Origin of the sequence: Streptomyces sp. NBC_01390 (assembly GCF_045040105.1) — a bacterium.
GTDB lineage: Bacteria > Actinomycetota > Actinomycetes > Streptomycetales > Streptomycetaceae > Streptomyces.
On sequence record NZ_CP109551.1, the window covers coordinates 8,122,042 to 8,148,965 of the forward strand.

Below are 26,924 nucleotides of genomic sequence, written 5' to 3' on the forward strand. Positions count from 1 at the left end.
CCCGCGCATGGGGCCTCGCGTGGTGTTGGGCGATCCCCCCGTGGATACGCCGGACACTCCCGGCGAGTGGACTGGTCAGGTCCTGCCGGAAGCGGACGCCACCATAGGCATGCCGGTGATTCCCGCGACAAGGCTTTGTGACGGGGGCAGTCACGCCCGGTAGCCGCCCCGCCTGTGGCCGGAATGGGCTCGAACCTGTGTGCGGCTTGTGAGAGGTGGTCTGCCGGACTGTTGCGGAGTCGGATCCCCGCACACGCTCCGCGACGATGAGATCAACGTCACAATCCGCGTGGAGTCGGCCCGCCGACCCCGGTCGTACGGCCGCCGCGTGGGCGTGATTCCGCCAACTCCCGGCCGGAAACGATTCCTTGCCCCAGTCGCCCCTCCCCCATCACAATGTGCATGACAAAAAGCGAGCGACCGGAAAACCTCCGGTCGCTCCTTCGTACGAGGGGACCCCCACACATGAACAAGCCTCTCCTTGCCGCGCTCGCAGCCCTGGTGATCACCGGGGCCGGAGCGGCACCCGCGTTCGCCGTGCAGGCCGACACGGCCGCGCCCGCCGCGAAGAGCGCCGTCACCAAGGCGGCACCGGCGGCCAAGGCCGCACCGGCCATCCAGGCCGTCAACTTCGCCGGCACCGTCTCGCTCTCCAACTGTTCCGGCTCGCTCATCCGCTTCCCGAACTCCGAGGCCGACGACCCGGCACTGGTCATGTCCAACGGCCACTGCCTGGAGACCGGCTTCCCGGCGGCCGGCGAGGTCATCGTCGACCAGGCGTCCACCCGTACCTTCGGGCTGCTCAACGCCGCGGCGACCCGCGTCGCCACCCTGCGCGCCAGCAAGATCGCGTACGCGACGATGACCGACACCGACGTGTCGATCTACCAGCTCACGACCACCTACGCGGCGATCAAGAGCTCGTACAACATCAACCCGCTCACGCTCAACACCACCCACCCGGTCGCCGGCACCGCGATCACCGTCGTCTCCGGCTACTGGAAGCGGACGTACGCCTGCAACGTCGACGGCTTCGCCTACCGCCTCAAGGAAGGCGAGTGGACCTGGAAGGACTCGGTCCGCTACACCTCCGCCTGCCAGACCATCGGCGGCACCTCGGGCTCGCCGGTCGTCGACAACGCCACGGGGAACGTCGTCGCCGTCAACAACACCGGCAACGAGGACGGTGCGCGCTGCACCGACAACAACCCCTGCGAGGTCGACGCCAACGGCGCGGTGACCGTGCGCGAGGGCATCAACTACGGCCAGGAGACCTACCAGATCCCGGCCTGCTTCGGCCTGGACAACAAGCTGAACCTGAGCGCGAGCGGTTGCACCCTGCCCAAGCCGTAGCGCTCCGCGCGGGGCGGGATCGGTCGTGGCGCGTCTGCGGCGCCGTCGTGGCTTGTCGCGCAGTTCCCCGCGCCCCTTCAGGGGCGCGGGGCCGAGCGGCGGATCGCCCGCCCCGCCAGTACGTCCGTCCTGCGGCCGTCCTCCATCACGAACCGGCCGTTGATCAGTACGTAGGGGATGCCCGTCGGCAGCGTGCGCGGCGACTCGAAGGTGGAGCCGGCCGCTACCGTCGCCGCGTCGAAGAGGACCAGGTCGGCGCGGTAGCCCTCGCGGACCAGGCCCCGGTCGGGGAGTCGTAGCCTCGCCGCCGGGCGGGACGTCAGGTGGGCCACGCACTCCTCCAGGGTGAGGACCTCCAACTCCCGTACGTACCGCCCGAGATACCGCGGGAACGTGCCGTACGCGCGCGGATGCGGCTTGGTGCCCTGGAGGATGCCGTCCGAGCCGCCCGTGTGGACGCGGTGGCGCATGATCGCGCGGACGTTCTCCTCGTGGCCGACGTGCTGGAGGATCGTCGTCCCCAGCCGGTCGGTCAGGAGGAGGTGGCGGGCCGTCGTCCAGGCGGTCTCGTCGCGCGCGGTCGCCGACTCCCGCACCGTACGGCCCACGAAACCGCTCAGCGCCGGGTCCGTCACGCCGGAGATCTCGATCGTCTCCCAGTCGACCGGCACGCCGTGACAGCCGTCCGCGCCGACGACCTCCAGGTGGTGCCGGACCCGTTCGGCGGTCGCGGGGTCCGTCAGGCGTTTCAGGATCGCCTCCGGGCCGCCCTCGCTCGCCCAACTCGGCAGCAGCGCCACGAGAGTTGTCGAGCCGGGAGTGTAGGGATACGTGTCCAGGGTGAGGTCGGCTCCCGCCGCCAGCGCCTTGTCGAGGAGGGCCAGGAGTTCCGGCGCCCGACCCTCGTTCACGCCGAAGTTCATGGTGGCGTGGGCGAGATGGAGCGGACAGTCCGCCTCACGGGCCAGCTCCACCATCTCCGCGTACGCCGTGAGCGCCCCCGCCCCGTACGAGCGGTGATGCGGGCAGTAGTAGCCGCCGTACGACGCCACCACCCGGCACAACTCGGTCAGTTCGGCGTCCTTGGCGTACATGCCGGGCGTGTAGGTCAGGCCCGACGACATGCCGACCGCGCCCTGTTCCAGGCCCTCGGCCACCAACCGCCGCATACGGTCCAGCTCTTGAGGACTCGCCTCGCGGTCCTCCCAGCCGACGGCGAGCATCCGGACCGTGCCCTGGGGGACGAGGTAGGCCGCGTTCACGGCGATGCCCTCGCCGTCGAAGCCGTGGTCCAGACGGTCCAGGTACTCGCCCACGGAACGCCAGTCGAAGTCGATGTCGTCGCCGTGGCCGTTCCACCCGGTGATCGCGCGACGGACCTCGGCGAGGGTGCGGTCGTCGACCGGGGCGTACGACAGCCCGTCCTGGCCCAGGACTTCGAGGGTCACCCCCTGTGCGGCCTTCGCACTGTGGGCGGGGTCGCGGAGCAGGGCCAGGTCGCTGTGGGCGTGCATGTCGATGAAGCCGGGGGAGAGGGTCAGCCCCTCCGCGTCCAACTCCCGCCGGGCCTTGGGGCGTTGGCAGCCCGCAGCTGCCGCCTCCTGAACGATCGACACGATTGTGCCGCCGTCGATCACCACATCGGCGCGGTAGGACGGACCGCCGGAACCGTCCACGACGTCCGCGTCCCGAAAGACGAGCTCTTCCACGTCGGCCTCCTTGGAAGTTGAAAGAGTCAGAAGAACGTGCGGATGTAGTCGACGACCGTGCCGTCCGCCTCCGCGAGCGGGATCAGCTGCCACTTGTCGAACGACGTGCACGGGTGGGAGAGGCCCAGGCCCAGCCAGTCGCCCACCTCCAGATCCGCCTCCGGGGTCGTACGCAGCCAGGCGTGCTGGTCGGAGAGGCCGGTGACCGAGATGCCGGTCGCCGGCCGCTCTCCGGCACCCTCCCTCCGGACCACCTGCGGTACCGGCAGGTCCAGGTCGTACGCCGCGTCCCGCTTCCCCGCGTTCGTGAAGGCCTGCTCGGGGGTGGGACGGGAGACGACCTGCGTCCACAGCCGGAAGGCGGGCTCCAGGGACCCCTCCTCGGGGACCCGGTTGAACGGCGTGACCTCGCGATAGCGGCCGTCGTCGTGCGAGACGTACGCCCCCGAGCGCAGCAACTTGCATACGGGGAGCGACAGTTCGGGGATCTCGACGAACACGTCGGCGACCGCGTCGAACCAGGCGCTGCCGCCCGCGCTCACGATGATCTGCTCAACGGAGGCCCCGGCGAACCGCCCCGCCTTGTCGAAGTCCGCCGCCAGCGCCACCAGCCGCCGCAGCCACGCCCGCACCCGCTCCGGGTCGGCCCCCGGCACCTCGCCCTCGTACCCCACGACCCCGACGAGCCGCAGGGTCGCCGCGGCGGCCACCGCGTCCGCGACCGCCGCGCACTCCGCCTCCGTACGCACGCCGGTCCGGGCACCCTCACCGGCGCCGAGTTCGACGACCACGTCCAGCGGACGGTCGCCCGCCCCCGTGAGGGCCGCGTCCATCAGTTCCACCCCGCGCACGGAGTCGACGTAACAGACGAAGTGGAAGTCCGGGTCGGCGGCCAGCTCCGCCGCGATCCAGCGCAGGGCCGCCGGGTCGACCAACTCGTTGGCCAGGAAGACCCGTTGGACACCGAAGGCGCGGGCGACGCGCACCTGGTGGGGGACCGCGAGGGTGATGCCCCAGGCGCCGTGCTCGAGCTGGCGGCGGAAGAGCTGGGGGGCCATGGAGGTCTTGCCGTGCGGTGCGAAGACGAGACCGTGGCGGGCCGCGTACGTCTCCATCAGCTCCAGGTTGTGGGTGAGGCGCTCGGCGGAGAGGGCGAGTACGGGGGTGGTGAAGCCGCCGGTGAAGAGGTTGCGGCGCTGTGCGGCCAGCTCGCCGACGGTCAGACCGTCCGCGTCCGGCGGGAGCCCCTTGAAGCGGGCGTCGACGCGTTCGTCGGCCAGCCGGGCGAGCGCCCCGGCGCGGTCGGCGCGCACGGTGGCCCCCGTGTTCTGGATGCTCTCGATGTTCCCGACGTCCTCGGTGCCCATGGGGCCTCCCTCATCGCCTCATCCAGCTCGTTGCACTCCTTGCAACGACCATTGCGTGTATCGCTTACCGCTGTCTAACATCTCGCCAACGCGGGGTCAACGGAGCCGCCGCCTCCCCCGCACCACCGAGGAGCTACGACGATCGTGACCATCACGGGACCCTGCAACGCCCCCGACGTCGTGGACGTCGTCGCGCTCGGCGAGTCCATGGTCACCTTCCTTCCCTCCCGGCCGGGCCGCCTCGCCGACGTACCGTCCTTCGAGCGGGCCATCGGCGGCGCCGAGTCCAACGTGGCATGCACCGTCGCCGCCGCCGGACACACCGCCCGCTGGATCAGCCGCGTCGGCGACGACGGCTTCGGCGACCACCTGATCGAGGCGATCGGGTCGTACGGCGTGGACGTGGCGTGCGTACGGCGTGATCCGGAGCGTCCGACGGGCGTGTACTTCCGTACGGCGGGGGACCGGGCGACCGACGCGCACGAGGTGGCGTACTACCGGGCCGGGTCGGCGGCCTCGGTGATGTCGACGGGAAGCGTGGACATGGAGGCGGCCCGCGCGGGGCGTGTGCTGCATCTGTCCGGGATCACGGCCGCCCTGTCCGGCGACTGTCTCGACCTGCTGTGGGAACTGACCGAGGCCCGGCCCGGACGGCCACTCGTCTCCTTCGACGTCAACTTCCGGCCGGGACTGTGGGCCGACACCGACGGCCCCCGCGTACTGCTGGACCTGGCGCGGCGGGCCGACCTCGTCTTCGTCGGGGCCGACGAGGCCCGGGACGCGTGGGGGCTGGTCGGGGCGCGTGCTGTCGCGGAGGCGCTGCCCGAGCCGGAGCTGGTGATCGTCAAGCAGGGCAGGGGCGGGGCCCTCGCCTTCGACAGGAGCCCCGGCGCGCCGGACGGGACCGAGGACGCCGACAGCGTCGCCACCCACGTCCGGGCGCCCCGCGTCGACATCGTCGCGGCGGTGGGCGCCGGCGACGCCTTCGCCGCCGGGTTCCTCTCCGCCACCCTGCGCGCCCTCCCCGTAAGGGACCGCATCCGGCACGGCCACCTCATGGCCGCCGCCGTCCTCACTGCCCCCGGCGACCTCGCCGCGCCGCCCGCCCGGGACCACGCCGACCGGCTGACCGCTCTCGACGAGCGGGCGTGGGAGACACTTCGACTCGGCCCCGGCTGGACGCAAGCCGAGCAGGCCCCGGAGGAGGTACGCACCCCATGAGCCAGACCGTCGACCGCGCGCTGAGCATCCTGCCGTTGCTCGCAGAGGGCCCCGCCGACCTCGGTCAGGTCGCCGACCGGCTCGGCGTCCACAAGTCCACCGCCCTTCGGCTGCTGCGCACCCTGCACGAACACGGACTCGTCTACCGCCAGTCCGACCAGCGCTACCGCCTCGGCGCCCGCCTCTTCGCCCTCGCCCAGGAAGCCGTCGAGAACCTCGACATCCGGGAGATCGCCCACCCCCACCTCGTACGCCTCAACGAGATCTGCGGACACACCGTCCATCTCGCCGTGTACGAGGAGGGCGAGGTCCTCTACATCGACAAGGTCGAGAGCCGTTACCCGGTGCGCATGTACTCGCGGATCGGGAAGCCCGTCGCCATCACCGTCGCCGCCGTCGCCAAGCTGCTCCTCGCCGACCTGCCTCAGGCCGAGCGGCGGACCGTCGCCGACAAGCTCGACTACCCCATGTACACCTCCCGCTCGACCCCCAACGCCCCCGCATTCGTCCGGGAGTTGGAGAAGGTGCGCGACCAGGGCTGGGCCACCGACCTCGGCGGTCACGAGGAGTCCATCAACTGCGTCGCGGCCCCCCTCACCGGTCCCGACGGACGGGTGGTCGCCGCCATGTCCGTCTCCGCCCCCAACGTCGTCGTCACCGCCGACGAACTCCTCACCCTGCTTCCGCTGGTGCGCCGTACGGCGGACGCCATCAGCGGTGAGTACTCCGGCAGAACCCCCACGCCCGCGAAGGACACCGATTCATGACAGACATGAGCAAAACAGCCCTCACCCCCAGGACCCACACCACCCCGCCCGCCAAGTTCTCCCACGGTGTGCGGAAGGGGAACATCCTCCAGGTCGCCGGCCAGGTCGGCTTCCTCCCGGCGGAGGAGGGCAAGCCCCCGACTCCCGCCGGCCCCACGCTGCGCGAACAGACCCTCCAGACGCTCGCCAACGTCAAGGCGATCCTGGAGGAGGGCGGCGCCACCTGGGACGACGCGATGATGATCCGCGTCTATCTGACGGACGTGGACCACTTCGCCGAGATGAACGGCATCTACAACACCTACTTCGAGGACCAGGGCCTCACAGCGCCTCCGGCCGCCCGCACGACGGTCTACGTCGGCCTCCCCGCCGGGCTCCTCATCGAGATCGACGCCCTCGCGGTACTGGCCGACTGAGTCCCACCCCTTCGCGCCCTATAGGGGCCGCAGGCCACCTATAGGGGCGCGGGGAACTGCGCGAGCAACCACACCCAACCCGCACCCAGCCACGAATGCGCTCCCCCCTGCCCAAATTCGCCACAAAACCCATCAGAGGACCCCCACATGCCCGAGACCCCACCCCACACCGGCGGACTACTCCTCCTCATAGACGGCACCGCAGGTCTCCTCACCGTCGCCGCCCTCGGCATAGCCCTGCTGCTCCTCCTCATCATCAAACTCCGCCTCCAACCCTTCGTAGCCCTCCTGACCGTCTCGATAGCCGTCGGCCTAGGGGCCGGCCTGAGCGTCACCGAACTCTTCGGCACCGTCCAGCGCTCCGACGCCGTCTCCGTCATCGAGTCCGGCATGGGCGGCATCCTCGGCCACGTCGCCATCATCATCGGCCTCGGTACGATGCTCGGCGCGATCCTCGAAGTCAGCGGCGGCGCCGAGGTGTTGGCGTCCCGGCTGCTGAACCTGTTCGGCGAGAAGAGAGCGCCCCTGGCAATGGGCCTGACGGGCCTCGTCTTCGGCATCCCCGTCTTCTTCGACGTCGGCATCTTCGTCCTCGCGCCGATCGTGTACGCCGCCGCCAAGCGCTCCGGCAAGTCGATCCTGCTCTACTGTCTGCCCCTCCTGGCCGGTCTCTCCGTCACGCACGCCTTCCTGCCGCCGCACCCCGGCCCGGTCGCCGCCGCCGGGCTTCTGCACGTCGACCTCGGCTGGGTCATCCTCATGGGCGTCGTCTGCGGACTGCCCGCCGTGGCCGCCGCATGGGTGTGGTCGGCGTGGATCGGCAAGCGGATCTTCGTCCCCGTCCCCCAGGACATGCTGGAGGCCGCCGAGGAAGCCAGGCAAACGGTTCTCGACGAGCAGCGCGAGGCGGGAGTCGCCGCCCAGGAGACCCCCGTACCGCTCGGCACGGTCCTCGCCATCATCGGTACGCCGCTGCTGCTGATCCTCGCCGCGACGTTCTCCTCGATCGCCCTCGACCCCTCAACCTTCCGCTCGTTCGTCACCTTCCTCGGCAGCCCGTTCGTCGCCCTCACGATCGCCCTGCTCATGGCGTACTACCTGCTTGGCCTGCGTCGCGGCTGGTCCCGCAAGTCGCTGGAGAGAGTGTCCACCGCGTCCCTCAAGCCGGTCGGCAACATCCTGCTCGTCGTCGGCGCCGGCGGGATCTTCGGCGCGGTCCTCAAGGCCAGCGGGGTCGCGCAGGCACTCTCCGACACGTTCAACGACGTCGGCCTGCCAGTGATCGTCCTCGCCTATCTGATCTCCGTGGTGCTGCGCGTCGCCCAGGGCTCGGCGACGGTCGCGATCGTGACGACGGCGGGCATCGTGGCGCCGCTGCTCAGCGAGGGCGACCACACGCAGGCGTTCACCGCCCTCGTCATCATGGCGATCTCCGCGGGCTCGATCTTCGCCTCGCACGTCAACGACGGCGGCTTCTGGATGGTCGCCAAGTACTTCGGGATCAGCGAACGGGACACACTCAAGACGTGGACCGTGCTGGAGACGGTGCTGTCGCTGGCGGGGTTCGCCGTGGCGGCCGTCCTGAGCCTGTTCGTGTAGATGTGCCGGTGTTCCGGTCCGGCCAATCTCGATCTCACCGGCCCCTGCTGTCCCATGACACAGCAATGTCCGCCATACTTCCGCCTGTGGAGCAGCGCATAGGTTCGAGCAGCCAGCCCCTGGAAACCGCCGCGATCGACCCGGCGGCCATCCCCGGGCTCACTTCACCCGTGCCGGCGGAGCCGGAGGACGGGGTTACGGACTCGGTCCCGGACTCGATCCCGGCGGAGCCGGAGGCGACCTCACCGGAGGAGGAAGCCGCGCCGGAGACAGAGGCTGAGGCGGAAGCGGACGTCCCCGAAGGCCCCGTCTTCGAGGCGTCCGACCGCCGGGCGAAGATCATCGCCGACCACAGAGGCGTACGGCTCTACCTGGACGACCAGGAGTGCGAGTTCCGCTGGGACGAGATCGGGGCCGTCGAGACGGAGACGTCACGCTTCGGCAAGCGGTTCACGGTGACGGTCCACACCCCGGACCGCCGCTGGTACCCGGTCGAGATCGAGGCGAAGGCGAAGTCGCAGCACCAGGAGTGGGAAACGGAGCTGGACAAGGTCCTCGACACCTACTTCGAGGACGCGGACGAGGAAGACGCTGAGGAGAGCGCCCCTTAAGGGGCGCGGGGAACTGCGCGACCAGCCACGACGGACCCGCAGTTCCCCACTACCTGAAGTACCTGAAGAAACAATCTCGCTTCAGACCCCGCTCAGCAGTACTGCGCCTGCTTCCCGATGGACCGGTACATGCAGTCGGAGTTCTCCAACAGCTGCAGAACCGCGTCCCGGTTACGGGCCGTCTCCCGGTCGATCACCTCGTCGGGCGGGTAGAAACCGCCGCCCGAACTGGACGTCGGATACATCTCGAAGGTGTACGAGAAGATCTTCTGGGTGCCCCAGAGATAGTCGTCGATCGAGCCGTCCGTGATGTACAGGTCGCTGGACTGCTCCGGCGTGTAGCCGTTGCTCGCGGCCATCTTCCCGCCGACCGTGGCGAAGGCGTCCCGGTCGTCCTGGGTCATGCCCGTCGTGGTGTTGGCGGTCGTGTACCCGAAGGGCCACAGCACCAGCTCGCTGTACGTGTGGAAGTCGATGCCCGTCTTGATCTGCTGGACGCCGCCGACGACCCGGCTGCGGACGAAGTCGCCGACCACCTTGACCTCGGGCGCGGACTCGGCCGACGCACCTCGGTACGTCTCCGACGAGGTCGAGCCGGAGGAACCGCCGCAGCAGCCCCAGCGGTAGTTCCAGTTGCGGTTGAGGTCCGTGCCGACGTTCGACGAACCGCTGTTGGGCTGGCGGTTCTTGCGCCACGAACGGTACGAACCGGTCGCGATGTCGTACTCGCCGCCGTCCGGGTTGAGGTCCGGGATGATCCAGATCTCACGGGAGTCGATCATGGCCTTGACCCGGGAGTCGGTGGCGTAGGTGGAGGTCAGGTTGCGCAGCAGGTAGAGCGCCATCTCGACGGTGAGGTGCTCACGGGCGTGCTGGTGGTGGGTGAACAGCACCTCGGGCTCGGCCTCGTCGGTGCCGACGTTGTCGCTGAGCTTGATGGCGACGATGTTCCGGCCCGAGTACGAGGTCCCGATGACCCGCTGGCTGGCGATGGAGGGGTTGGCCGCGACGAGGGAGTTGATCTCCGACGTCATCTCCGCGTAGTTGTGATAGCGGGAGTCGGCTGTCGGGAAGTCGAGCAGCCGTACGTCGTCGGCGCTGCTGGAGCGGTTCGGCGCCGAGCCCAACAGGGTGATCTCGTAGCCGCGTTGGGCCAGTTTCCTGGCCTGGTCGGCGCGGCCGGAGACCACGACGTGCTCCTCGTCGGCCTCGTCCACGGTCACGCCCGACGCCATGATGTCGGTGCGGACGTCGGACGTGGAGTTCGCGAAGTTGATCTCGTACTGGCGGATGTCGTCCACCGAGGCCGCCGGGCGCTTGGCGCTGGTCGCGGTGGCGTCGGGGGTGGTGGAGGCGACGCCCAGGGCGAGAGCGAGGGACAGGAACCCGACGGCGGCGGACCGTCTGCCGCCGAGAGCGCCTGAGCCTCGTATACGAAGTCGCATGAAGTCTCCTGATTTCTCCGGGAGTTCCGGGTTCTCCGGAAGTGGGGGGAGTGGAGCGGGGGGTGGTTCTTCCGTGCGACGGACTGGTGCGGGTGTTGCGCCATCGTGCGGCCATGACATGGGCAGGTCAAGACCGCATAAAGAGTGATGGCGTGAACCGGTCGCCCGTACGGGCCGGAAAGAGCTGTGGGGGCCGGAAGGATACGCGTACCGGCGCCCGCCCGTCGCGGCTCTCGCGCAAGTGCACACGTGTGTGTGACCTGCCTGTTTGTCCTGCCGGGGGCTGTTGGAAGGTACTGATCATGGGCGGATCAGCGCCACGGACGGATCGCCGGTCACCGGCCCGACCGCCGGTCGGGACAGCCGGCTTCGTCGACCGCCGCGCCGAACAGACCGAAGCCCGCGCGCTGCTGGCCAGGGCCCGCCTGGTCACGCTGACCGGGCCGGGCGGCGTGGGCAAGACGCGCCTCGCCGCACGCGTCGCGGATCGAGTGTCCCGCGCCTTCCCGGACGGCGTCGGGTTCGTGCACCTGGCCGACGTGACCGACCCGAACCTCGTGGCGGGGGTCGTGGCCGAGGCGCTGGGCTGCTACCCACGATCCCCAAATTCTCCGGGTGTCCAGGGCAACTTGGACGCTCTTTCCGCGTTGGCCGATCAGCTGGGAACGCGTCGGCTCCTGCTGGTCCTCGACAATTGCGAACACCTGCACAGGGCCTGCGCCGAAGCCGTCGGCGCACTTCTGCGACGCACTTCGGGCGTACGGATCCTCGCCACCAGCCGGCACCGTCTGGGCCTGACGGAGGAACACCTGCTGGACGTACGGCCGTTGCCCGTCCCCGACCCGGACGGCGACCTCTCCGCGGCCCACCGCCACCCGGCCCTCGGCCTCTTCGCGGACCGGGCCGCCGCAGTCGTCCCGGGCTTCACCCTCACCCCCGCCAACCGCCCGGCCGTGGCCCACCTGTGCCGCCGCCTCGACGGCCTCCCCCTGGCAATCGAACTCGCGGCGGCCCGCATGACCCACGCGAACGACCTGACCGACCTGAGTGACTTGGGGGCCCTGACCAGTCCGGGTGACCTGGAAGACCTGGATGACTTGGAAGACCTGGCCGCCGACGAACCGCCGGCCCACACCCGCACCGGCACCCACACCCACCCTCGCCACCGCACCCTGCGGGCCACGATCGACTGGAGCCACCAACTGTGCACGCCGGAGGAGCGGTTGGTGTGGGCGCGGGCCTCGGTGCTGGCCGGAGACTTCGACCTGGAGACGGCCGAGGCGGTGTGCGGGGACGGTACCGCCGACGTCCTGGAGGCCGTGACCGGGCTGGTCGCCAAGTCCGTACTGAGCCGGGAACAGGGCCCCGACGGCGGCGTACGGTACCGCCTGCTCGACACCCTCAGGCGGTACGGCCTCGGCCGGCTGAGGCAGCGGCCCGGTGCGGAACGGGCCGCCCGGCTCCGGCACCGCGACTGGACGCAGAGCCGCGCGTCGGCGTACGAGCGTGCCTGGTTCGGCCCGGACCAACCACGCATGGCCGCCCGCCTCCACGCCGACCGGGCCGGTCTTCGTGCGGCCCTGGAATTCGGCCTCGTAACGGGCCCGGGGTCGGACGGCCGCAGGCCCGAGGACGCCCGGGCCGGCCTCCGTCTCGCCGGCACCCTCTGGTTCCACTGGTACGCGTGCGGCGCGTCCGGCGAGGGCCGGTACTGGCTCGACCGCGCCCTCGACGCGAACCCCGGGCCCAGCCGGGAGCGGGCCCGGGCGCTCTGGGTCGCCGGCCTGCTCACCGCGTCGCCGGAGGACCATGCCCGAGGACGGCGCCGGGCCGAGGAGGCGCTCGCCCTCGCCGAGCGACTCGGGGACGCCGCCGAGGCGGCGCACGCCGGGTACGTCGTCGGGGTCGGCCGGCTCATCGGAGGTGAACCCACCGCTGCCCTGCGGCACTTCGAGGACGCCGTGGCGCAGGGACCCGTAACCGGCGGGCATGCGAGCCTCGCCGGGCTCGAACGGGTCCAACTGGCCACCGCGCTGGCTACCTTGGGCGAGGCGGACCGAGCCGTCGCCGTCTGCGAGAACGCCCTGCGCGTGTGCGAGGAGTACGGCGAGCAATGGGTGCGCTCAGGCGTCCTGCGGGCCCTCGCCCTCGCTCACACCGTCCGTGGGGACTGGCGCCGGGCCGAACCGCCCGCCCGCGAGGCGCTGCGCACCGGGCACACCCTGCACGACCTCCTCGGCCTCGCCCCCACCCTGGACCTGCTCGCCCTGATCGAGACCGCCCACCACCACACCCACGAACGCGCCGCCGTCCTCCTCGGCGGCGCCGACCGGGTCCGGTCCACCCCGTACGACTCCGTACGGCAGGACGCCGAGACCCGGGCACGCGAGGGCCTCGGGCGCCGGGCGTACGAGCGGGCATACCACCGGGGGGAGAGCCTCGACCTCGCCGGGATCGTCAAGTACGCGCTGCGGGAGGGGGAGTCGACAGGCCGGAAACATGAACCGCCGCCCGGCACGGGACACTTGACCAGCCTTGCCCCCGGCTCCGGCTCGGGTCACGGCTCCGGCTCCAGCTGCGGTACGAGTCTGACTCGCCGGGAGACCGAGGTCGCCGCGCTCGTCGCCGAGGGTTTGGCCAACCAGCAGATCGCCGACCGCCTGGTGATCGCCCGCCGTACTGCCGAGGGCCACGTGGAACACATCCTCGGCAAACTCAACCTCACCAACCGCACCCAGATCGCGGCCTGGGTGACGACGCACCGCTGACGACCCCTACTGCGGAGGGGCGGGCTTGGAGGTGTGGACTTGGGGATGCGGACTTGGGGGTGCGGGCGCGGAAAACAGGTATTTCTCCCCGCGCGCGGGGGCGTTCGTGGAGGCGATCCTGAAGGCATGCTGCAACTCTCCGGGGGCTCCGGGGGACATGTCCCGGGTCCCGTCCCTCGGTATGGCTCCTACCCCCAACCTCCGCTGGGGGCGGGCCATCTGAGCGTCGAGTACGACCCGCGGCCCACCGCCGCCCGCGAGGCACGGGCGGAGGTGCGCAGGCAGTTGGAGGAGTGGGGCCTGACCGGCCGGGACGAACCCTGGGACGAACTCCGCGACGAAGCTGCCGGCCGGGACGGCCCGGCGGCCCGGGACGACATAGCGGTCGCGGCCCAGGATGTCCTCGGGCCCGGGGACGGCCTCGCGGCCGGGGACGACCTCGTCGACGTGACGGAACTCCTCGTCAGTGAGCTGGTCACCAACGCGGTGCTGCACGCGGCGAGCCGGTTCCGGCTCACCCTGTCCGCGTCGCACGGTGTCCTGCGCTGCGAGGTCACCGACACCGGCCGCGGCACTCCGCAGGTGCTGTGCGCCGGCACCGGGGAGAGCGGCCGGGGAATGTTCCTGGTGGACGCGCTCGCGAGGCGCTGGGGCTGCCACCAGGACGGGCCGGGCAAGACCGTGTGGTTCGAGCTCGGCACCTGCGGGTCCGACGGCTGTGGTCGGCGACAGCCGTAGCGGCCTGCGTGTTCCGGACGCCGGATGCCCCGGCCGTCCACCGTCCGGCTCCGGAACGCCCTCTTGTGCGACCAGCCCCTTTGCGCTTTCTTGACGTACATGGCGGACACCACAGGAAACTCCACAGAAGCAAACGAACCAGGGGCGACAGGGCCCACGACCGACCCGGAAGCCACGTTCGTCTCCGATTCCACAAGCCCCAACTCGGCTCCCCGTAAGTCCAGTTGGAAGTACATCGGGCCCGGCATCGTGGTCGCCGCGACCGGCGTCGGCGCCGGTGACCTGGTCGCGACACTCATCGCGGGCAGCAACTTCGGCTACACCCTCCTGTGGGCCGCCGTACTCGGATGTCTGGTGAAGATCTCCCTCGCCGAGGCGGCCGGCCGCTGGCACCTCTCCACCGGCCGAACCCTCTTCGACGGCTGGGCGAGCCTCGGCCGCTGGACGACGTACTTCTTCGTCGCGTACGTCGTCATCTGGGGCTTCGTCTACGGCGCGGCGGCGATGTCGTCGAGCGCGCTGCCGCTGCAGGCACTGTTCCCGGACGTCATGGACCTCAAGTGGTGGGCGATCCTGTGCGGGTTGTCGGGCCTGGTCTTCGTCTGGTTCAACAAGTACGAGGTCTTCGAGAAGGTCATGACCGTGCTGGTGGGCGTGATGTTCGTCGTCACGGTCTACCTGGCGATCCGGGTCACCCCCAACCTCGGGGACGCCTTCGCCGGCCTGCTGCCCGTCCTCCCCGACGAGAAGGACTCGATCCTCAACACGCTGGGCCTGGTCGGCGGTGTGGGCGGCACCATCACCCTCGCCGCGTACGGCTACTGGGTCAACGCGAAGGGCTGGACCAACACCGGCTGGATGAAGGTGATGCGCCTCGACAACCGTGTCGCGTACGCGACGACGGGCATCTTCGTGGTGTCGATGCTGTTCGTCGGCGCGGAGTTGCTGCACAGCGCGAACGTGGCGATCGCGAGCGGCGACAAGGGCCTGGTCCAGCTGAGCGACATCCTGGCGGACAAGTACGGCTCGGCGACCGCGAAGTTCTTCCTGATCGGCTTCTTCGCCACCTCCTACACATCACTGATCGGCGTCTGGCACGGCGTGAGCCTGATGTTCGCCGACTTCGTGGAACGCTTCCGGGGTACACGCGGCACAGGCGGGACGGGACGCACGACGGGCGAGGAGGTCGCCTCCGGCACCCGGGAACGATCCTGGCCGTTCCGCGCGTACCTGCTGTGGCTGACCTTCCCGCCCATCGTCCTGCTCTTCCAGGGCCAGCCCTTCCGCCTGATCATCCTCTACGGCGTCCTGGGCGCGGCCTTCCTCCCCTTCCTGGCCGGCACACTGCTGGTCCTGCTCAACTCCTCCCGCACGCCCGCCGAATGGCGCAACCGATTGCTGAGCAACGCGATGCTGGTGATCGCGGGTCTGCTCTTCCTGGTGCTGTGCGTGAAGCAGATCTGGGACCAGCCGTGGTCGGAGTTCTTCTGAGCCCGAGTCCCGTCGGCGGAGGCTCAGTTGGGGACGGGCTGCAGCTGCTGCCACTTGGAGTCGGTGGCGATCTTCTTGAGCTGGTCGAGGGTCAGGGCGGGGTTGTCACGGGTCGGGCCGGTGATCTGGCTGGCGGAGTTGAAGGCGCTGACGACCACCCGCAGACCGTCGGGCCAGATGGCGTCGGCGGTCCGCATGACGAGCCCCTTGCCCTTGTCGTCGCCGGCACCCTGACGGACGACGACCTTGACACCGTCCGGCAGGGTCACGGCGCCCGAGCCCTCGCCGAAGAGCTCGTCCTCGACGTCCTTCATGTTGGGCTGCACATTGATCTGGACGAAGCTCTTGCCCTTGCCGTCGTCGACGACGACATAGCCGTAGCCGGACTCCTCAGGACCCTTGCGGAAGACGTGGAGGCCCTGCGGGAGCAGACCGGTGAGCGTCGTCAGGAGGGCGCCCTTCTCCATCTCGGGAGGCGCGCCGGGCGACTCCTGCGGCTGAGAGGCCTCCGGAAGGGCGTTGACGGCCCTGAGCCACGCGGGGTCGGTGACGAAGGTCTTCAACTGGCCGCTCGACAGAGGCGGTTCGGGACGGCTGATGGGCACGTCCTTCTCGGCGGCGGCATTCCACTCGCTCATCGTCAGCTGTCCCCCGTCCGGCGTGACGAGGACCGCCTCCCACAGCTTCGTGTCGACGCGCCGGTCCGCGTACTGGTACCCCTTGAGAATCATGAGCACCGAGCCGCCGGGCAGCGTGCTCCGCGCGCAGTCGTCGTACGGGACGAACGCCGTGTCCGGGCACGTGGTCGCCTGCCGGGCCCGATCGCTCCCGGGCGCGACGCGGCCGAAGCCGAGGGAGAGAGCCCCGGCACCCTTCCCGTCGTCGAACACTGCGTACACGGCCGGCCCCTGCTTCGAGTCCGTGCCCCGCGCGTCCACCTCACTGAGCTTGCCCTCGGGCAGCAACCCCTTGAAGATGTCGAGCAGTTGATCGCCGGAGACGGCGGGCGAGGTGGCGGTGCCAGTGGATGCGCCGGTGGGTGTGCCGGTGGCGTCACCGGGGCCGACGGTCGTTCCGGCGGCCCCCACGGACCGCTGTCCGCTGCCGTCTCCACCCCAGGGCGTGATCAGCGCGCCACCCACCCCCACCAGCGCGATCGCGGCGGCGCCGCTCACGACCGCGGTCCGGCGGCGCGTACGGAGCCGGCGACCCCGGGTCTCACCGCCGGCGACGAGGGCGGCACGATCGGCGTCGAAGGCACCACCGGCGTTGCGCAGTGCGGCGCCGAGCCGGTCCTCGAACTGGTCGTCTCGATGTTCAACGGACATGACGAACCACCACTTCTGCTGTGTACGGGCATTGTGTACCGGGACGGGGGAGGAGAGACGGGGCCTCAGCGGACCGCGTACTCACCGAGTTCCTCACCGAGGAGGACGCGCAGCCGGGCGAGGGCACGGAGGCAACGGGAGCGCACTGCGGCCGAGGTGACGTTCATCGCGCCCGCCGTCTCCTCGATGGAACGGTCCTCCCAATAGCGCAGGACGACCACCGCCCGGTCCTTGGGCGGGAGTTGGGCGAGCGCCTCGACCAGGGTGAGCCGCATGGTCACGTCGGTTCCGTCGGGGGGAACGGCCGACTCGGGCAGCACGTCGGTGGCACGCTCGGTACTGCTGCGCCGCCGCTGATGCGTGAGAAAGGTGCGGGTGAGCACGGTCTGCGCATACCCCGCGGGGTTGTTGGCCCGGGAGACGCGCCCCCAGTTGACGTACAACCGCCCGAGGGTCTCCTGCACCAGGTCCTCGGCGAGGTACGTGTCCCCGGCGGTGAGCAGACACGCGGACCGATACAACTGCCCGGCACGCGCCGCCGCGAACTCCGCGTACTCGTCCGAGCGGACCTTTCTCATACGTTCCCCCTGACCCTGCGGCACGCTGACGTCCGCCGCGCGTGAACTGCTTTCACCTCACTGACGCGGTGGGCGGGGGGAAATGTTGCAGAGCCCAGGGGACAGGATCAGAGGAGGTGGTCAGCCTTGCCGGCCTTGATGTCCCGGATGAGCGTACGGAGCGCCTCCCGGGTGTCGGTGAGGTAGCTGTCCTCGGCCCCGGCTACGGCTATGTAGGCATTGCCGGTGGGGTCGGTGCCGAGGCGGAAGCAGCTCGCTCCCTCGCCGCAGAAGGGCTCTTCCCAGGTGATGTCGGCCATCTGGTGTCTCCTCAAAGGCTGTTGGCGATGTCCCGGATGAAGTCGCGGGAGGCGTCCGCCGAGAGGGCGATGCGCTCCAGCCAGTCCAGGTGGGTACGGTACTTGGCCAACTGCGCCTCCTCGCTCAGGAATTCCGGCCCGTGGGTGCTGTCGACCTGCGCGGTGTCCAGTTGCGGGACGGAACCTTCGAGGTAGTTGACGGTCTGCCCGGCGCCGGGGAACGTGCCGGCGGCGAACGGAATCACCAACAGCCGTACGGCAGGACGCTCGGACACGGTGAGCAGATGCTCCAGCTGGGCGCGCGCGATCTTCGGCCCGCCGAACTGCATGCGCAGCGCGGCCTCATGCACGATTCCGACGTACTCGGGCGGATTCTCGGCTTCGAGGACCTGCTGCCGCTCCACGCGGTACGCGAGCCGCAGGGCGACCTCGTGCGGAGGCAACGGCGGCAGTACGGCCCTGAAGAGTTCGAGGGCGTGGTCGCTGGTCTGGAGCAGGCCGGGAATGTGGGCGATGTGGGCAGTACGCATCCGCGTCGCGTCGAACTCCAACTCGGCGATGTCGAGCAGCCCTGGGGTGAGGGAGCCCCGGTAACGCTCCCACCAGCTTCTCCCGCGAGGCCGGGCCATGCTCACCAGGGCTTCCACGTAAGCCTCGTCCGAGCAGTCGCAGTTGCAGGCGAGGGTGCGCAGCCGGTCCGAACTGATGGTGCGGATGCCCGTCTCGATGTTGGAGACCTTCGCGCGGTCGAGGCCGAGCAGCCCGGCAGCCTGGTCCGCCGTTATCCCGGCGGCCATCCGCATCTTGCGCAGCTCGCTGCCCAGACGTTTCTGGCGTTCGGTGGGTGTCGTCCTCGGTGGCATGCCGTTCCTTCCCCTGCGGGTCGGTAGCAGTCTGCCGTCATCGAGCACCAGTGAGCCACGAATGGGTCAATTTCCTGAATTGCATGGTTCATTAGCCACCCAGGACGCTACTTTAGGTGATGAACCCGCTACTCATGGATGAGGAGCCCTGCCATGCCCACACCCAACTCCCGCTGCCCAGCCACCCCCGCCTTCCCGGCGGACCCCACCCGCCCCACTCCCGAAACCCTCCGCTACAGCCTGACCCTCCCGGCCGCACTCGCGAGCCCGGCGATGGCGAGGGCGGCGACAACGGCGTTCCTACGAGGCCATGGCCTGGCGGACATGCTGGACCCGGCCCTGCAAGCTGTCTCGGAACTCACCGCGACGGCATGCCAGTTCACCGAGTCGATGGACTTCTACCTCGCCCTCCGCTACCGCTCCGGCACCCTCCGGGTGATCGTCTACGACAGCCACCCCCGGCACACCCAACCGAACCTCGCGGCAGCGTGCGACACCCGCCGCCGAGCCTCCCTGCGGGTCCTGGCCTGCGTATGCCGGGCCTGCGAGGGCGACTGGGGCTTCGGCGCGTCCCGCGAACCGGGCGGCGGCACGCGCATGTGGGCGACGCTGCCGCGAGAGACGGCGGCGAAGTACGGGTTGGCGTCGACCGGAGAGTCGGCTCAGCGGTTGACGGCCTGGATCTCCTGAACGACGACGGCCTGCTCGGCCCCGAACTCACCGTCGGGCAGGGCCTGCGGGGCGTTGACGCCCGTACCGGTCCAGTGGATCTTCCAGGTGATGGTGGCCCGGAGCGGGTAGGACCCGTCGCCGGAGGAGCGCAGGTACTTCACACCACAGGGCGGCGTCTGACTCGCCTTCCCGGTGGCGTACGGCTCCCCGATCCGCCCGTTGACGAACGTGCACACACCGGAGGCGGGGTAGACCTGCGCGTCGGCGGTACCGGGCTCGATCTTCAGGGACACCGGCTCGGCGACGGTCGTTGCCGTCATGTTGAGCACGGGTACGGAGGCGGTGACGGAGACCGGTTTGAACTGGGCCGCGTCGAGCCAGGCCCAGGTGGGGAGGTTGACCTTGGTGGGGCCGGCGGGGGCGAGGGTCACCTTGGTGCCGGGGACACGGATCTCGTTGTAGGCGAGTCCGGCGAGGATCTCCGGCGTGATGGTGTTGGGGATGTTGGCGGGCGGGGCGTCGCCGGTGTCGACCCAGAAGTAGTCCTCCGTGCAGGAGTCCCAGCCCGGCGGGTAGGACTTGTTGACGTAGGAGCCCCACCAGTAGCCCTTGCCGGCCTTGTCCTTGTTGAAGTCCTTGGAGTGATCGTCCTCGTTCAGGTACTTCTTGCGCTGGGCGCTGTCCCACTCATTGCCGGTGGACCCCGCCTCCCACACCGGAACCTTGACCTCTTCCAGTTGCGCAGGCGAATACGTCGGGGCGTACCAACAAGCAGGCGGCGTCCAGGACGTAGTAGCGGCAACAGGCCCGGCCGACTGCCCCGACCCGTTCTTGGAACGGTCGAAGACGACGGCTCCGGCGGTGGCGGAGAGGGTGCCGTCGTCGGTGGCATTACCGCTCGGTCCGTTGCCGAACGACCCTGCCCCAGGGGGATCTTGGGCGGCCATGGCGGAAGGGGACACGGCCAGACACGTTGTGCCTGCGATCAGAACAGTCGTGGTGAGACGAAGAAGTGGGGTCATGGCTGGCACCTGTCAACTCCACGAGTGGACTGGATCTTCACAAGTTCCCATACGCCTGCTTTGTTCTTCTGTACCTGAACGCCGTAGGCGACGTAGCTGTCCTTGTTCGGCGGTGTCTTCTTGACCTCGTTGGTCTTGATGACCTTGCTGAAGCCCTGGCTCTCATCCCCGCAGTAAGTCAGCGAAGCGCTGTCCTTGGAACTGACGGTGACCTGGCGATCGAAATAACGCACGGCGCCGGTTACCGTCCATCCGACGTCGGTGAACGCTTTCACCCACTTTTCGGCGGCCACCGCGCCTTCGCCCTCCGTGTAGAACTCCAGGGCGGCGAGTCGAGGGTTCTGGGCGACGATGGCCGCGTCGAGTGCGCGAATCATCTCCGCGTTGTCCTTGAGGACGGCGTCCTTGACGGCGTCGCCGGTCTGCTCTGGTGTGAAGGTGAGCGTGACATCCGACGGCAGGTCGATCTTGGGTCGGTCGGTGGAGGCGGTCGATGCCGAGGCGGACGGCGTCGGCGATGCCGAGGTCCCGCTCCCGGTGTCGGCCCCGGCGATCTTGTCGTTGTCCTTCGATCCGCTGTCGTCGCCACCACAGGCGGTCAACAGCAGGGCCGCAGACGCGACGAGCGCGGCAGCAATGGGCAAAGAGCGGCGCTTCACAGAGACTCCCCGTGAGACAGATGTGCTAGCAAAATCTAGACGCTATCGGTGGGACCGGTGGTTCCGCCAGGCTGCCAAGGTTGCGCTGTGGCAACGGCAAAGTTTGCCCGCCGTACCTGCCTGCGGGCGCAGGCCGCTGCTCGCCCCATCCCCGTTCACTGCCGACGGGCACGAAGCCGCGCAGCCAGCTACTGACAGACGGAACTTCCCCGTTGGGATGTGAGGGTCTCCGTGATCCAAATGTCGCTCTCGTTGGCCCGCAGGCGGCTGCTGTACAGGACATAGCTGTCCTTTGACGGCGCGGTCACATCCGTCTCGCCGGTCTCGAGGCTCTTGTCGTACGCCTTGCTCTGATCCTCGCAGTACACGAGGCCGGCCGTGCCGTCACTGTTGACGTTCACCTTGGCGTCGAAGTACCGCTTGGTGCCAGTGATGCGGCTTTTGTGGTCCACGAACCACCGGATGAACTTCTCACTTCCGGCCGCCGCGTCGCCCTCGGAGTAGTAGAGGTACGCCTTATGCAACGGGTCCTGCTCGGCGATCGCCATGTCCACGGCCTTGATGAACTGCTTGCTGTTGTTGAGGACGGCGTCCTTGTCCTTGTTGCCGGTCTCGGGCCACTCGAAGCTGTACGTCAGATCGGACGGCAGCTCGATCTTGGGCTGGTCGGTGGAAGCAGCCGACGTCGAGGCCGGAGCGGTTGCCGTCGACGATGCTGAGGTCTCGCTCCCGGTGTCGGCCCCGGCGATCTTGTCGTTGTCCTTCGATCCGCTGTCGTCGCCACCACAGGCGGTCAACAGCAGGGACGCGGACGCGACGAGCGCGACAGCAGCGGGCAAAGAGCGGCGCACAGTGGACTCCCCGTGAGGCAGATGTTCTGGCAAAGGCCATACGGTATCGGGGGTCTCGCACAGACATGGTCCGAGGAACTTCTGATCCGCGCAGAGCCCGGTGAGTGGCGGTAGAGGCGTGAGGGCCCAGGACGGATTGAGGACATGGAGTACTGGAAGGTGGACTGGCTGCACGATTTCCAGTCCGAGGCGATCAGGATCTACAACGAGATCGGAGACGACGGATACGAGGTCCGAAAGGTCTACCAGTACCGGGACGGGCGCAGGTTGAGGGCTGACGAACTCCATGAATCCTATGAAATAGGCCTCGGCACGGTCCCGGTCGGTTCCATCGAAGACGTGGTTTCCCAGCCCGAATTCGAGGCGGTCGTCATCACCCGTCAGGCATTTGAGATCGAGTGGCACGGCGCCTCCTGGCCAGACGGCGCCCAAGCGTAGACGGTCGACCTGGCTCGCCTGTACCTCCTTCACCTCGAACTCCCTATCCAGTAAGTTCGCTTATGCGTACGACTGTTGTCGTAGTGGTTCGTGTGACGGGGGTTGCGGGATGGCGGGGTACCGGCCGGCTGACTGGCATGTGCTGGACCTGGACAAGGACCCGACGCCGGGGGATCCGGACCGCGTCCGCCAACTGGCCCGTACGCTGCATGACTTCGCGGACGATGTCGCGGATGCGCTGCGTCTGATCAAGGGGATGGCGTCGGAGAACGAGACGCTGGAGTGGGCGGGCAAGACCGCCGAGGTGTTCCAGGACGAGTTCTCGGACGTACCGAAGAACCTGAAGAAGCTGAAGAAGTCGTACGACCTGTGCGGTGACGCGCTCACTGACTACTGGCCGAAGCTGGAGCGTGCGCAGGCCCTCGCCGACAAGGCGCTGGCCAAGGGCAGGGAGGCGCAGGCGGACCTGTCCTCCGCCAAGTCCCGTCTCTCCTCTGCTGATTCGTGGGTGACGCGGGCGGCGAAGGAGTCGGACAAGTACAAGGACGATCCGACGGGCAGCAAGTCGGCGGAGAAGCCGGACGAGGCGAAGGTCCGGGCGGCCACGCGTGACGCCCAGCATGCCAAGTCGGCGCAGAGCAGTGCCCAGTCGGACGTGTCGGGCGCGCAGTCGGCTCTTGACGCGGCGAAGAAGATGGCCGAGGACGCGCGCAAGATGCGTGAGGAGGCGGCGGGCGAGGCGAAGCGGAAGATCGACGAGGCCTCCGACGCCGGTATTCAGAACCGGAGTTGGTGGGAGGACGTCGGCGACTGGTTCGTCGACAACTGGGACACCATCGTGGCGGTCTGCAAGATCGTGGTCACGGTGGTCGGGGTTGTCGCGATGATCATCGGGGGGCCGATTCTCGGTGCGATCGTGCTGATCGCGGCCCTGGTCGTGCTCGCGGACACGCTCTACAAGTATTCCAAGGGGCAGGCGTCCCTGTGGGATGTGGGTTTTGCCGCGCTGGACTGCATACCGGGGATGAAGGGGCTGACGACGCTCGGCGGGCTCGCCAAGGGCCTCAAAGGCGGGGTTGCCGCCCTCAAAGGGCTCAAAGGCGGCATGAAGGGCATGGGGCTGGCCGTACGAGGCCTGGGTAAAGGTGCTCGGGGCGCTCTGGCGGATGGAGCGAAGGGCGCCTACAACCGGTTCAAGAACGTGGTCCGCTCAAAAGGCAGCGACCCCGTGGACATGGCCACCGGCGCGATGTTTCTGCCGCAGACCGACCTCAGCCTGCCCGGCACCCTGCCGCTGGTCTTCAGCCGCCGTGTGGCCTCCGACCACCGCACCGGCTGGTGGTTCGGCCCTACATGGTCCTCCACGCTCGACCAACACCTCGAAACGGACGCGGACGGCATCATCTTCGTCACCGAGGACGGCCTCCTCCTCGCTTATCCGCACCCCGCCGGACCGGACGACAGGCCGGTGTTTCCCGCAGTCGGCCCACGCTGGCCCCTGACCCGGCTCGACACCGGCGGCTACCGCATCGACGACCCGCTCACCGGCCATGCCCGCCACTTCAGCCACCCCGTCGATGGCATCGCCCTGCTGATCCGAATAGTGGATCGCAACAACAACACGATCACCTTCGACTACGACGCATATGGCACTCCGTTGTCCATTCGTCACTCAAGCGGCCAACACCTCAAACTCGCTGTCGAGGGCGGCCGCATTACTTCCCTGGCCCTGGCAACGACGGCCGAAGACGGCTCTGACGTCGTCCTCAGGACGTACGACTACACGGACGGTTCCTTGACCACGGTCGTTAACGCGACCGGTCACCCACTCAACTTCACATATGACGACCGCCTGAGGGTCACCTCGTGGACCGACAGTAACCAGCGAAGCTACGCATACAGCTACGACGACCAGGACCGGTGTATCGCGGAGGGCGGCGAAGGCGGCCACCTCACCATCGCGCTTGACTACGACGGGACCGATCCCGCATGGCCCAACTGCCGCGTCACCTCCCTCACCAACGCCGAGGGTGAGGTCACCAGATTCGTCGTCAACGCCGAATGCCAAGTAGTCGCTGAGATCGATCCTTTGGGCGGCGTGGCCCGCACTACGTACGACACCCACCATCATGTGGTATCGCAGACCGATGAACTCGGCCACACAACACGATTCGTAAATAACGCGAACGGTCAGCCCACCGCGATCATTCGTCCGGACGGTCGCGAGATCTGGACCGAGTACAACGAACTCGGACTTCCGGTAAGGGCGGTGCACTCCGATGGTTCCATCCGGCTCCAGACATACGATAACCGCGGTAACCGCACGACAGTCGTGGATCCGGCCGGTCTCGTAACCCACTTCGCCTATGACGGTGCGGGAGGCCTTGCCTCGGTCACCGACCCGTCGGGCAGTATCACGAGCATCAGTTGTGACGCACAGGGGCTCCCCCTATCGGTCACCGACCCGCTCGGCGCCGTGACCCGTTGTGAGCGAGACACCTTTGGCAGGCCCACCGCGATTACCGATGCTTTGGGCGCCGTCACCCGCTTGGAATGGACGGCCGAGGGATACCTCGCCCGGCGCGTCCGTCCAGATGGCACGGCTGATTCCTGGACGTACGACGGCGAGGGCAACCGCACTGCTCACACGGATGTGACGGGTGCTGTCTCCCGGTACGAATACAGTCACTTCGATCTACTGTCCGCGCGCACCGGTCCGGACGGAGCACGCTACGAGTTCACCCACGACACGGATTTGCGTCTCACGCAGGTGACCAACCCGCAGGGCATGACGTGGAATTACGAGTACGACTCGGCAGGCCGCCTGATATCCGAAACGGACTTCGACGACCGCACCCTTACGTACGAGCACGACGCAGCCGGGCGCCTCCGAGCCCGCACGAACGTCCTCGGCCAGACGATCGGCTACGAGCGCAATGTCCTGGGCCAGATAATCCGCATGAGTGCGGATGGTCGGGTGACCACCTTCAGCTACGACCGTGCCGATCAACTCGCACAGGCCGTGGGCCCTGACGTCACTCTCACGCTTCAACGCGACAACTTGCACCGTCTGAAGTCCGAGACCGTGTCCGCGACGACGGGTGCGCGGACCATGACCTACGAATACGACGGCTTGGGTCGCCGAACCGGGCGCACGACACCTTCCGGAGCCGTCAGCACCTGGGTCTACGACGCGGCAGGGCACCGCACCCATCTGACGACGTCGGGCCGCGTGGTGGAGTTCGGCTACGACTTGGCCGGTCGTGAACTCACCCGCCGCACGGCTGACTTCGCGTCTCTCCTTCACACCTTCGACGCCCGGGGGCGCCTGACGGCCCAGTCGGTCACTGCGGCGGACGGCCGATCGGTGCAACAGCGGGCGTATTCCTATCGCGCGGACGGTCACCTCATCGGCGTCGATGATCAGTTGGCCGGCGCACGCAGCCTCGACGTCGATACGACGGGACGAGTCACGGCTGTTCACGCGGCGAACTGGACGGAGACGTACGCCTATGACGAGGTGGGCAACCAGATCGACGCCACGTGGCCCACCTCCCACCCCAGCCATGACGCCACGGGGCCCCGCACATACACCGGCACACGGATCACACGTGCTGGCCAGGTTCGCTACGAAAACGATGCACTCGGACGCATCACGCTGCGGCAGAAAACGCGGCTGTCTCGTAAACCGGACACTTGGCGCTACACCTGGGACGCCGAAGATCGACTGATGTCCTCTGTCACTCCCGACGGGACGCTGTGGCGGTACACCTACGACCCGATGGGCCGCCGCACGGCCAAGTTCCGCATGGCCGACGACGGCGAAACCGTTGTTGAGCGAACCGACTTCACCTGGGACGGTACGACACTCTGCGAACAGACCACTGTCAGCCAGAAGTTGGCGAACTCGGTCACCCTCACCTGGGATCATCAGGGCCTTCACCCGATCACTCAGACCGAGCGCGTTACCCGGGTGGAGGCGCCCCAGGAAGAGATCGACTCCCGCTTCTTCGCCATCGTCACAGATCTGGTCGGCACACCGAGCGAGCTTGTCGATGAGGCAGGCGAGATCGCTTGGCGGACACGCAGCACAGTGTGGGGCCGCACAGCATGGTCGGCCGACTGCACGACCTACACACCACTCCGCTTTCCAGGACAGTACTTCGATCCAGAAACGGAACTTCACTACAACTACTTCCGGCATTACGACCCTGAAACGGCACGTTATCTTTCACCGGATCCACTCGGTCTCGAACCCGCGCCGAACCCAGTCGCCTATGTCAACAACCCGTATACTCGATCCGATAGTCTGGGATTGGCGCCCGATTACCACGAGTTCTATTCAGTGCAGGATGCAGAAAACGCCGCACGTCTACGGGGTGACGGCACGCCGTGGCCCACTGCGGAAAATCGAGGCCACTATGGGGAAGGCGTCTACTCATGGGAATCGCGTGCTGACGCCGACCGCTATGCTGAGCGACTTCGCTCCCGCGGGGTCGATGTGGAAGTAATGCCGTTCAGGGTCAGCGCAAGCGACTTCTCCAACATGAAAAAGATCGATCTTCATGAGATCGGAGAGGATGCTGCAACCGAATTTGCTGAAAAGCACAGTCGACTATGGGGAGACGGTACGCCTCACGACTATGATTACGTACGGGCGCCTACCGGAATGGGGCAGGCGGAAAATATATTCAGTAAATCCGTCTTCCATCTCTTGAAATTCTAGGGG

Annotated in this window: 22 protein-coding genes; 12 read left to right on the plus strand and 10 right to left on the minus strand. The window is 68.3% G+C overall.

All coding sequences use genetic code 11. From position 1 onward, the window contains the following. The first annotated feature begins 465 nt into the window (after nt 1-465). Nucleotides 466-1,353, plus strand: coding sequence for a serine protease (locus tag OG241_RS36630; protein ID WP_405821589.1), 888 nt, complete (start codon nt 466-468; stop codon nt 1,351-1,353). 77 nt (nt 1,354-1,430) lie between these two features. Here the strand turns inward: OG241_RS36630 and OG241_RS36635 are convergent, their stop codons facing one another. After that, on the minus strand, nt 1,431-3,062 hold the full coding sequence (locus OG241_RS36635) for an amidohydrolase family protein (RefSeq protein WP_405821590.1): 1,632 nt from the start codon (nt 3,060-3,062) through the stop codon (nt 1,431-1,433). Between the two features lie 26 nt (nt 3,063-3,088). Continuing rightward, nucleotides 3,089-4,429: an amino acid deaminase gene (locus OG241_RS36640; protein WP_405821592.1), complete on the minus strand. Its 1,341-nt coding sequence runs from the start codon at nt 4,427-4,429 to the stop codon at nt 3,089-3,091. A 144-nt stretch (nt 4,430-4,573) separates the two neighbouring features. On the opposite strand from OG241_RS36640, the gene OG241_RS36645 reads away from it, so the two are divergent. The 5 genes from OG241_RS36645 to OG241_RS36665 all read left to right on the plus strand — a co-directional run bounded on the left by OG241_RS36645 (nt 4,574) and on the right by OG241_RS36665 (nt 9,043). Beyond that, the gene (locus OG241_RS36645; RefSeq protein ID WP_405821594.1) at nt 4,574-5,650 is read left to right on the plus strand and encodes a sugar kinase; all 1,077 of its coding nucleotides are present in this window, start codon (nt 4,574-4,576) and stop codon (nt 5,648-5,650) included. Next, nucleotides 5,647-6,417 carry an IclR family transcriptional regulator gene (locus OG241_RS36650; protein WP_405821596.1) on the plus strand — a complete coding sequence of 257 codons (771 nt, stop codon included), beginning with the start codon at nt 5,647-5,649 and terminating at the stop codon, nt 6,415-6,417. The genes OG241_RS36645 and OG241_RS36650 overlap by 4 nt, the downstream gene beginning before the upstream one ends. Continuing rightward, complete coding sequence (locus tag OG241_RS36655) at nt 6,414-6,833, plus strand: RidA family protein (protein WP_405821598.1); 420 nt, start codon at nt 6,414-6,416, stop codon at nt 6,831-6,833. The genes OG241_RS36650 and OG241_RS36655 overlap by 4 nt, the downstream gene beginning before the upstream one ends. Nucleotides 6,834-6,980: 147 nt before the next feature. Beyond that, nucleotides 6,981-8,432: a GntP family permease gene (locus tag OG241_RS36660; protein WP_405821599.1), complete on the plus strand. Its 1,452-nt coding sequence runs from the start codon at nt 6,981-6,983 to the stop codon at nt 8,430-8,432. Between the two features lie 86 nt (nt 8,433-8,518). After that, complete coding sequence (locus OG241_RS36665) at nt 8,519-9,043, plus strand: hypothetical protein (RefSeq protein ID WP_405821601.1); 525 nt, start codon at nt 8,519-8,521, stop codon at nt 9,041-9,043. A 92-nt stretch (nt 9,044-9,135) separates the two neighbouring features. Here OG241_RS36665 and OG241_RS36670 read toward each other — a convergent pair whose 3' ends face one another. Beyond that, nucleotides 9,136-10,488: a M14 family metallopeptidase gene (locus OG241_RS36670; protein WP_405821603.1), complete on the minus strand. Its 1,353-nt coding sequence runs from the start codon at nt 10,486-10,488 to the stop codon at nt 9,136-9,138. 302 nt (nt 10,489-10,790) lie between these two features. Here OG241_RS36670 and OG241_RS36675 point away from each other — a divergent pair, with 302 nt between their 5' ends. The 3 genes from OG241_RS36675 (at nt 10,791) to OG241_RS36685 (ending at nt 15,485) form a co-directional block, all read left to right on the plus strand. Then, entirely contained in the window at nt 10,791-13,256 is a 2,466-nt protein-coding gene (locus OG241_RS36675) for an ATP-binding protein (RefSeq protein WP_405821605.1), read from the plus strand. A gap of 126 nt (nt 13,257-13,382) precedes the next feature. Continuing rightward, nucleotides 13,383-13,994, plus strand: a complete 612-nt coding sequence (locus tag OG241_RS36680; protein WP_405821607.1) for an ATP-binding protein — start codon at nt 13,383-13,385, stop codon at nt 13,992-13,994. Nucleotides 13,995-14,093: 99 nt separating this feature from the next. Next, nucleotides 14,094-15,485 carry an Nramp family divalent metal transporter gene (locus OG241_RS36685; RefSeq protein ID WP_405821609.1) on the plus strand — a complete coding sequence of 464 codons (1,392 nt, stop codon included), beginning with the start codon at nt 14,094-14,096 and terminating at the stop codon, nt 15,483-15,485. A gap of 23 nt (nt 15,486-15,508) precedes the next feature. On the opposite strand, the gene OG241_RS36690 is transcribed toward OG241_RS36685, so the two are convergent. The 4 genes from OG241_RS36690 to OG241_RS36705 form a co-directional block, all read right to left on the minus strand. Next, complete coding sequence (locus OG241_RS36690) at nt 15,509-16,813, minus strand: hypothetical protein (protein ID WP_405821611.1); 1,305 nt, start codon at nt 16,811-16,813, stop codon at nt 15,509-15,511. Between the two features lie 65 nt (nt 16,814-16,878). Next, complete coding sequence (locus OG241_RS36695) at nt 16,879-17,391, minus strand: SigE family RNA polymerase sigma factor (protein ID WP_405821613.1); 513 nt, start codon at nt 17,389-17,391, stop codon at nt 16,879-16,881. Between the two features lie 107 nt (nt 17,392-17,498). After that, nucleotides 17,499-17,690, minus strand: coding sequence for a hypothetical protein (locus OG241_RS36700; RefSeq protein WP_405821615.1), 192 nt, complete (start codon nt 17,688-17,690; stop codon nt 17,499-17,501). Nucleotides 17,691-17,701: 11 nt separating this feature from the next. Continuing rightward, the gene (locus OG241_RS36705; RefSeq protein ID WP_405821616.1) at nt 17,702-18,553 is read right to left on the minus strand and encodes a helix-turn-helix domain-containing protein; all 852 of its coding nucleotides are present in this window, start codon (nt 18,551-18,553) and stop codon (nt 17,702-17,704) included. Between the two features lie 153 nt (nt 18,554-18,706). On the opposite strand from OG241_RS36705, the gene OG241_RS36710 reads away from it, so the two are divergent. Next, complete coding sequence (locus OG241_RS36710; protein ID WP_405821618.1) at nt 18,707-19,243, plus strand: ATP-binding protein; 537 nt, start codon at nt 18,707-18,709, stop codon at nt 19,241-19,243. Here OG241_RS36710 and OG241_RS36715 read toward each other — a convergent pair. The 3 genes from OG241_RS36715 to OG241_RS36725 form a co-directional block, all read right to left on the minus strand. Next, nucleotides 19,216-20,247, minus strand: coding sequence for a hypothetical protein (locus OG241_RS36715; protein ID WP_405821620.1), 1,032 nt, complete (start codon nt 20,245-20,247; stop codon nt 19,216-19,218). The two genes, OG241_RS36710 and OG241_RS36715, sit on opposite strands and share 28 nt — an antisense overlap. Further along, nucleotides 20,244-20,906, minus strand: a complete 663-nt coding sequence (locus tag OG241_RS36720) for a hypothetical protein (RefSeq protein WP_405821622.1) — start codon at nt 20,904-20,906, stop codon at nt 20,244-20,246. The genes OG241_RS36715 and OG241_RS36720 overlap by 4 nt, the downstream gene beginning before the upstream one ends. Nucleotides 20,907-21,094: 188 nt before the next feature. Then, the gene (locus tag OG241_RS36725) at nt 21,095-21,757 is read right to left on the minus strand and encodes a hypothetical protein (RefSeq protein ID WP_405821624.1); all 663 of its coding nucleotides are present in this window, start codon (nt 21,755-21,757) and stop codon (nt 21,095-21,097) included. Between the two features lie 144 nt (nt 21,758-21,901). Here OG241_RS36725 and OG241_RS36730 point away from each other — a divergent pair, with 144 nt between their 5' ends. Together OG241_RS36730 and OG241_RS36735 are read left to right on the plus strand one after the other, a co-directional pair. Beyond that, nucleotides 21,902-22,195: a DUF6881 domain-containing protein gene (locus OG241_RS36730; protein WP_405821625.1), complete on the plus strand. Its 294-nt coding sequence runs from the start codon at nt 21,902-21,904 to the stop codon at nt 22,193-22,195. A 109-nt stretch (nt 22,196-22,304) separates the two neighbouring features. Continuing rightward, the gene (locus tag OG241_RS36735; protein ID WP_405821627.1) at nt 22,305-26,921 is read left to right on the plus strand and encodes a DUF6531 domain-containing protein; all 4,617 of its coding nucleotides are present in this window, start codon (nt 22,305-22,307) and stop codon (nt 26,919-26,921) included. The last annotated feature ends 3 nt before the right edge of the window (nt 26,922-26,924 follow it).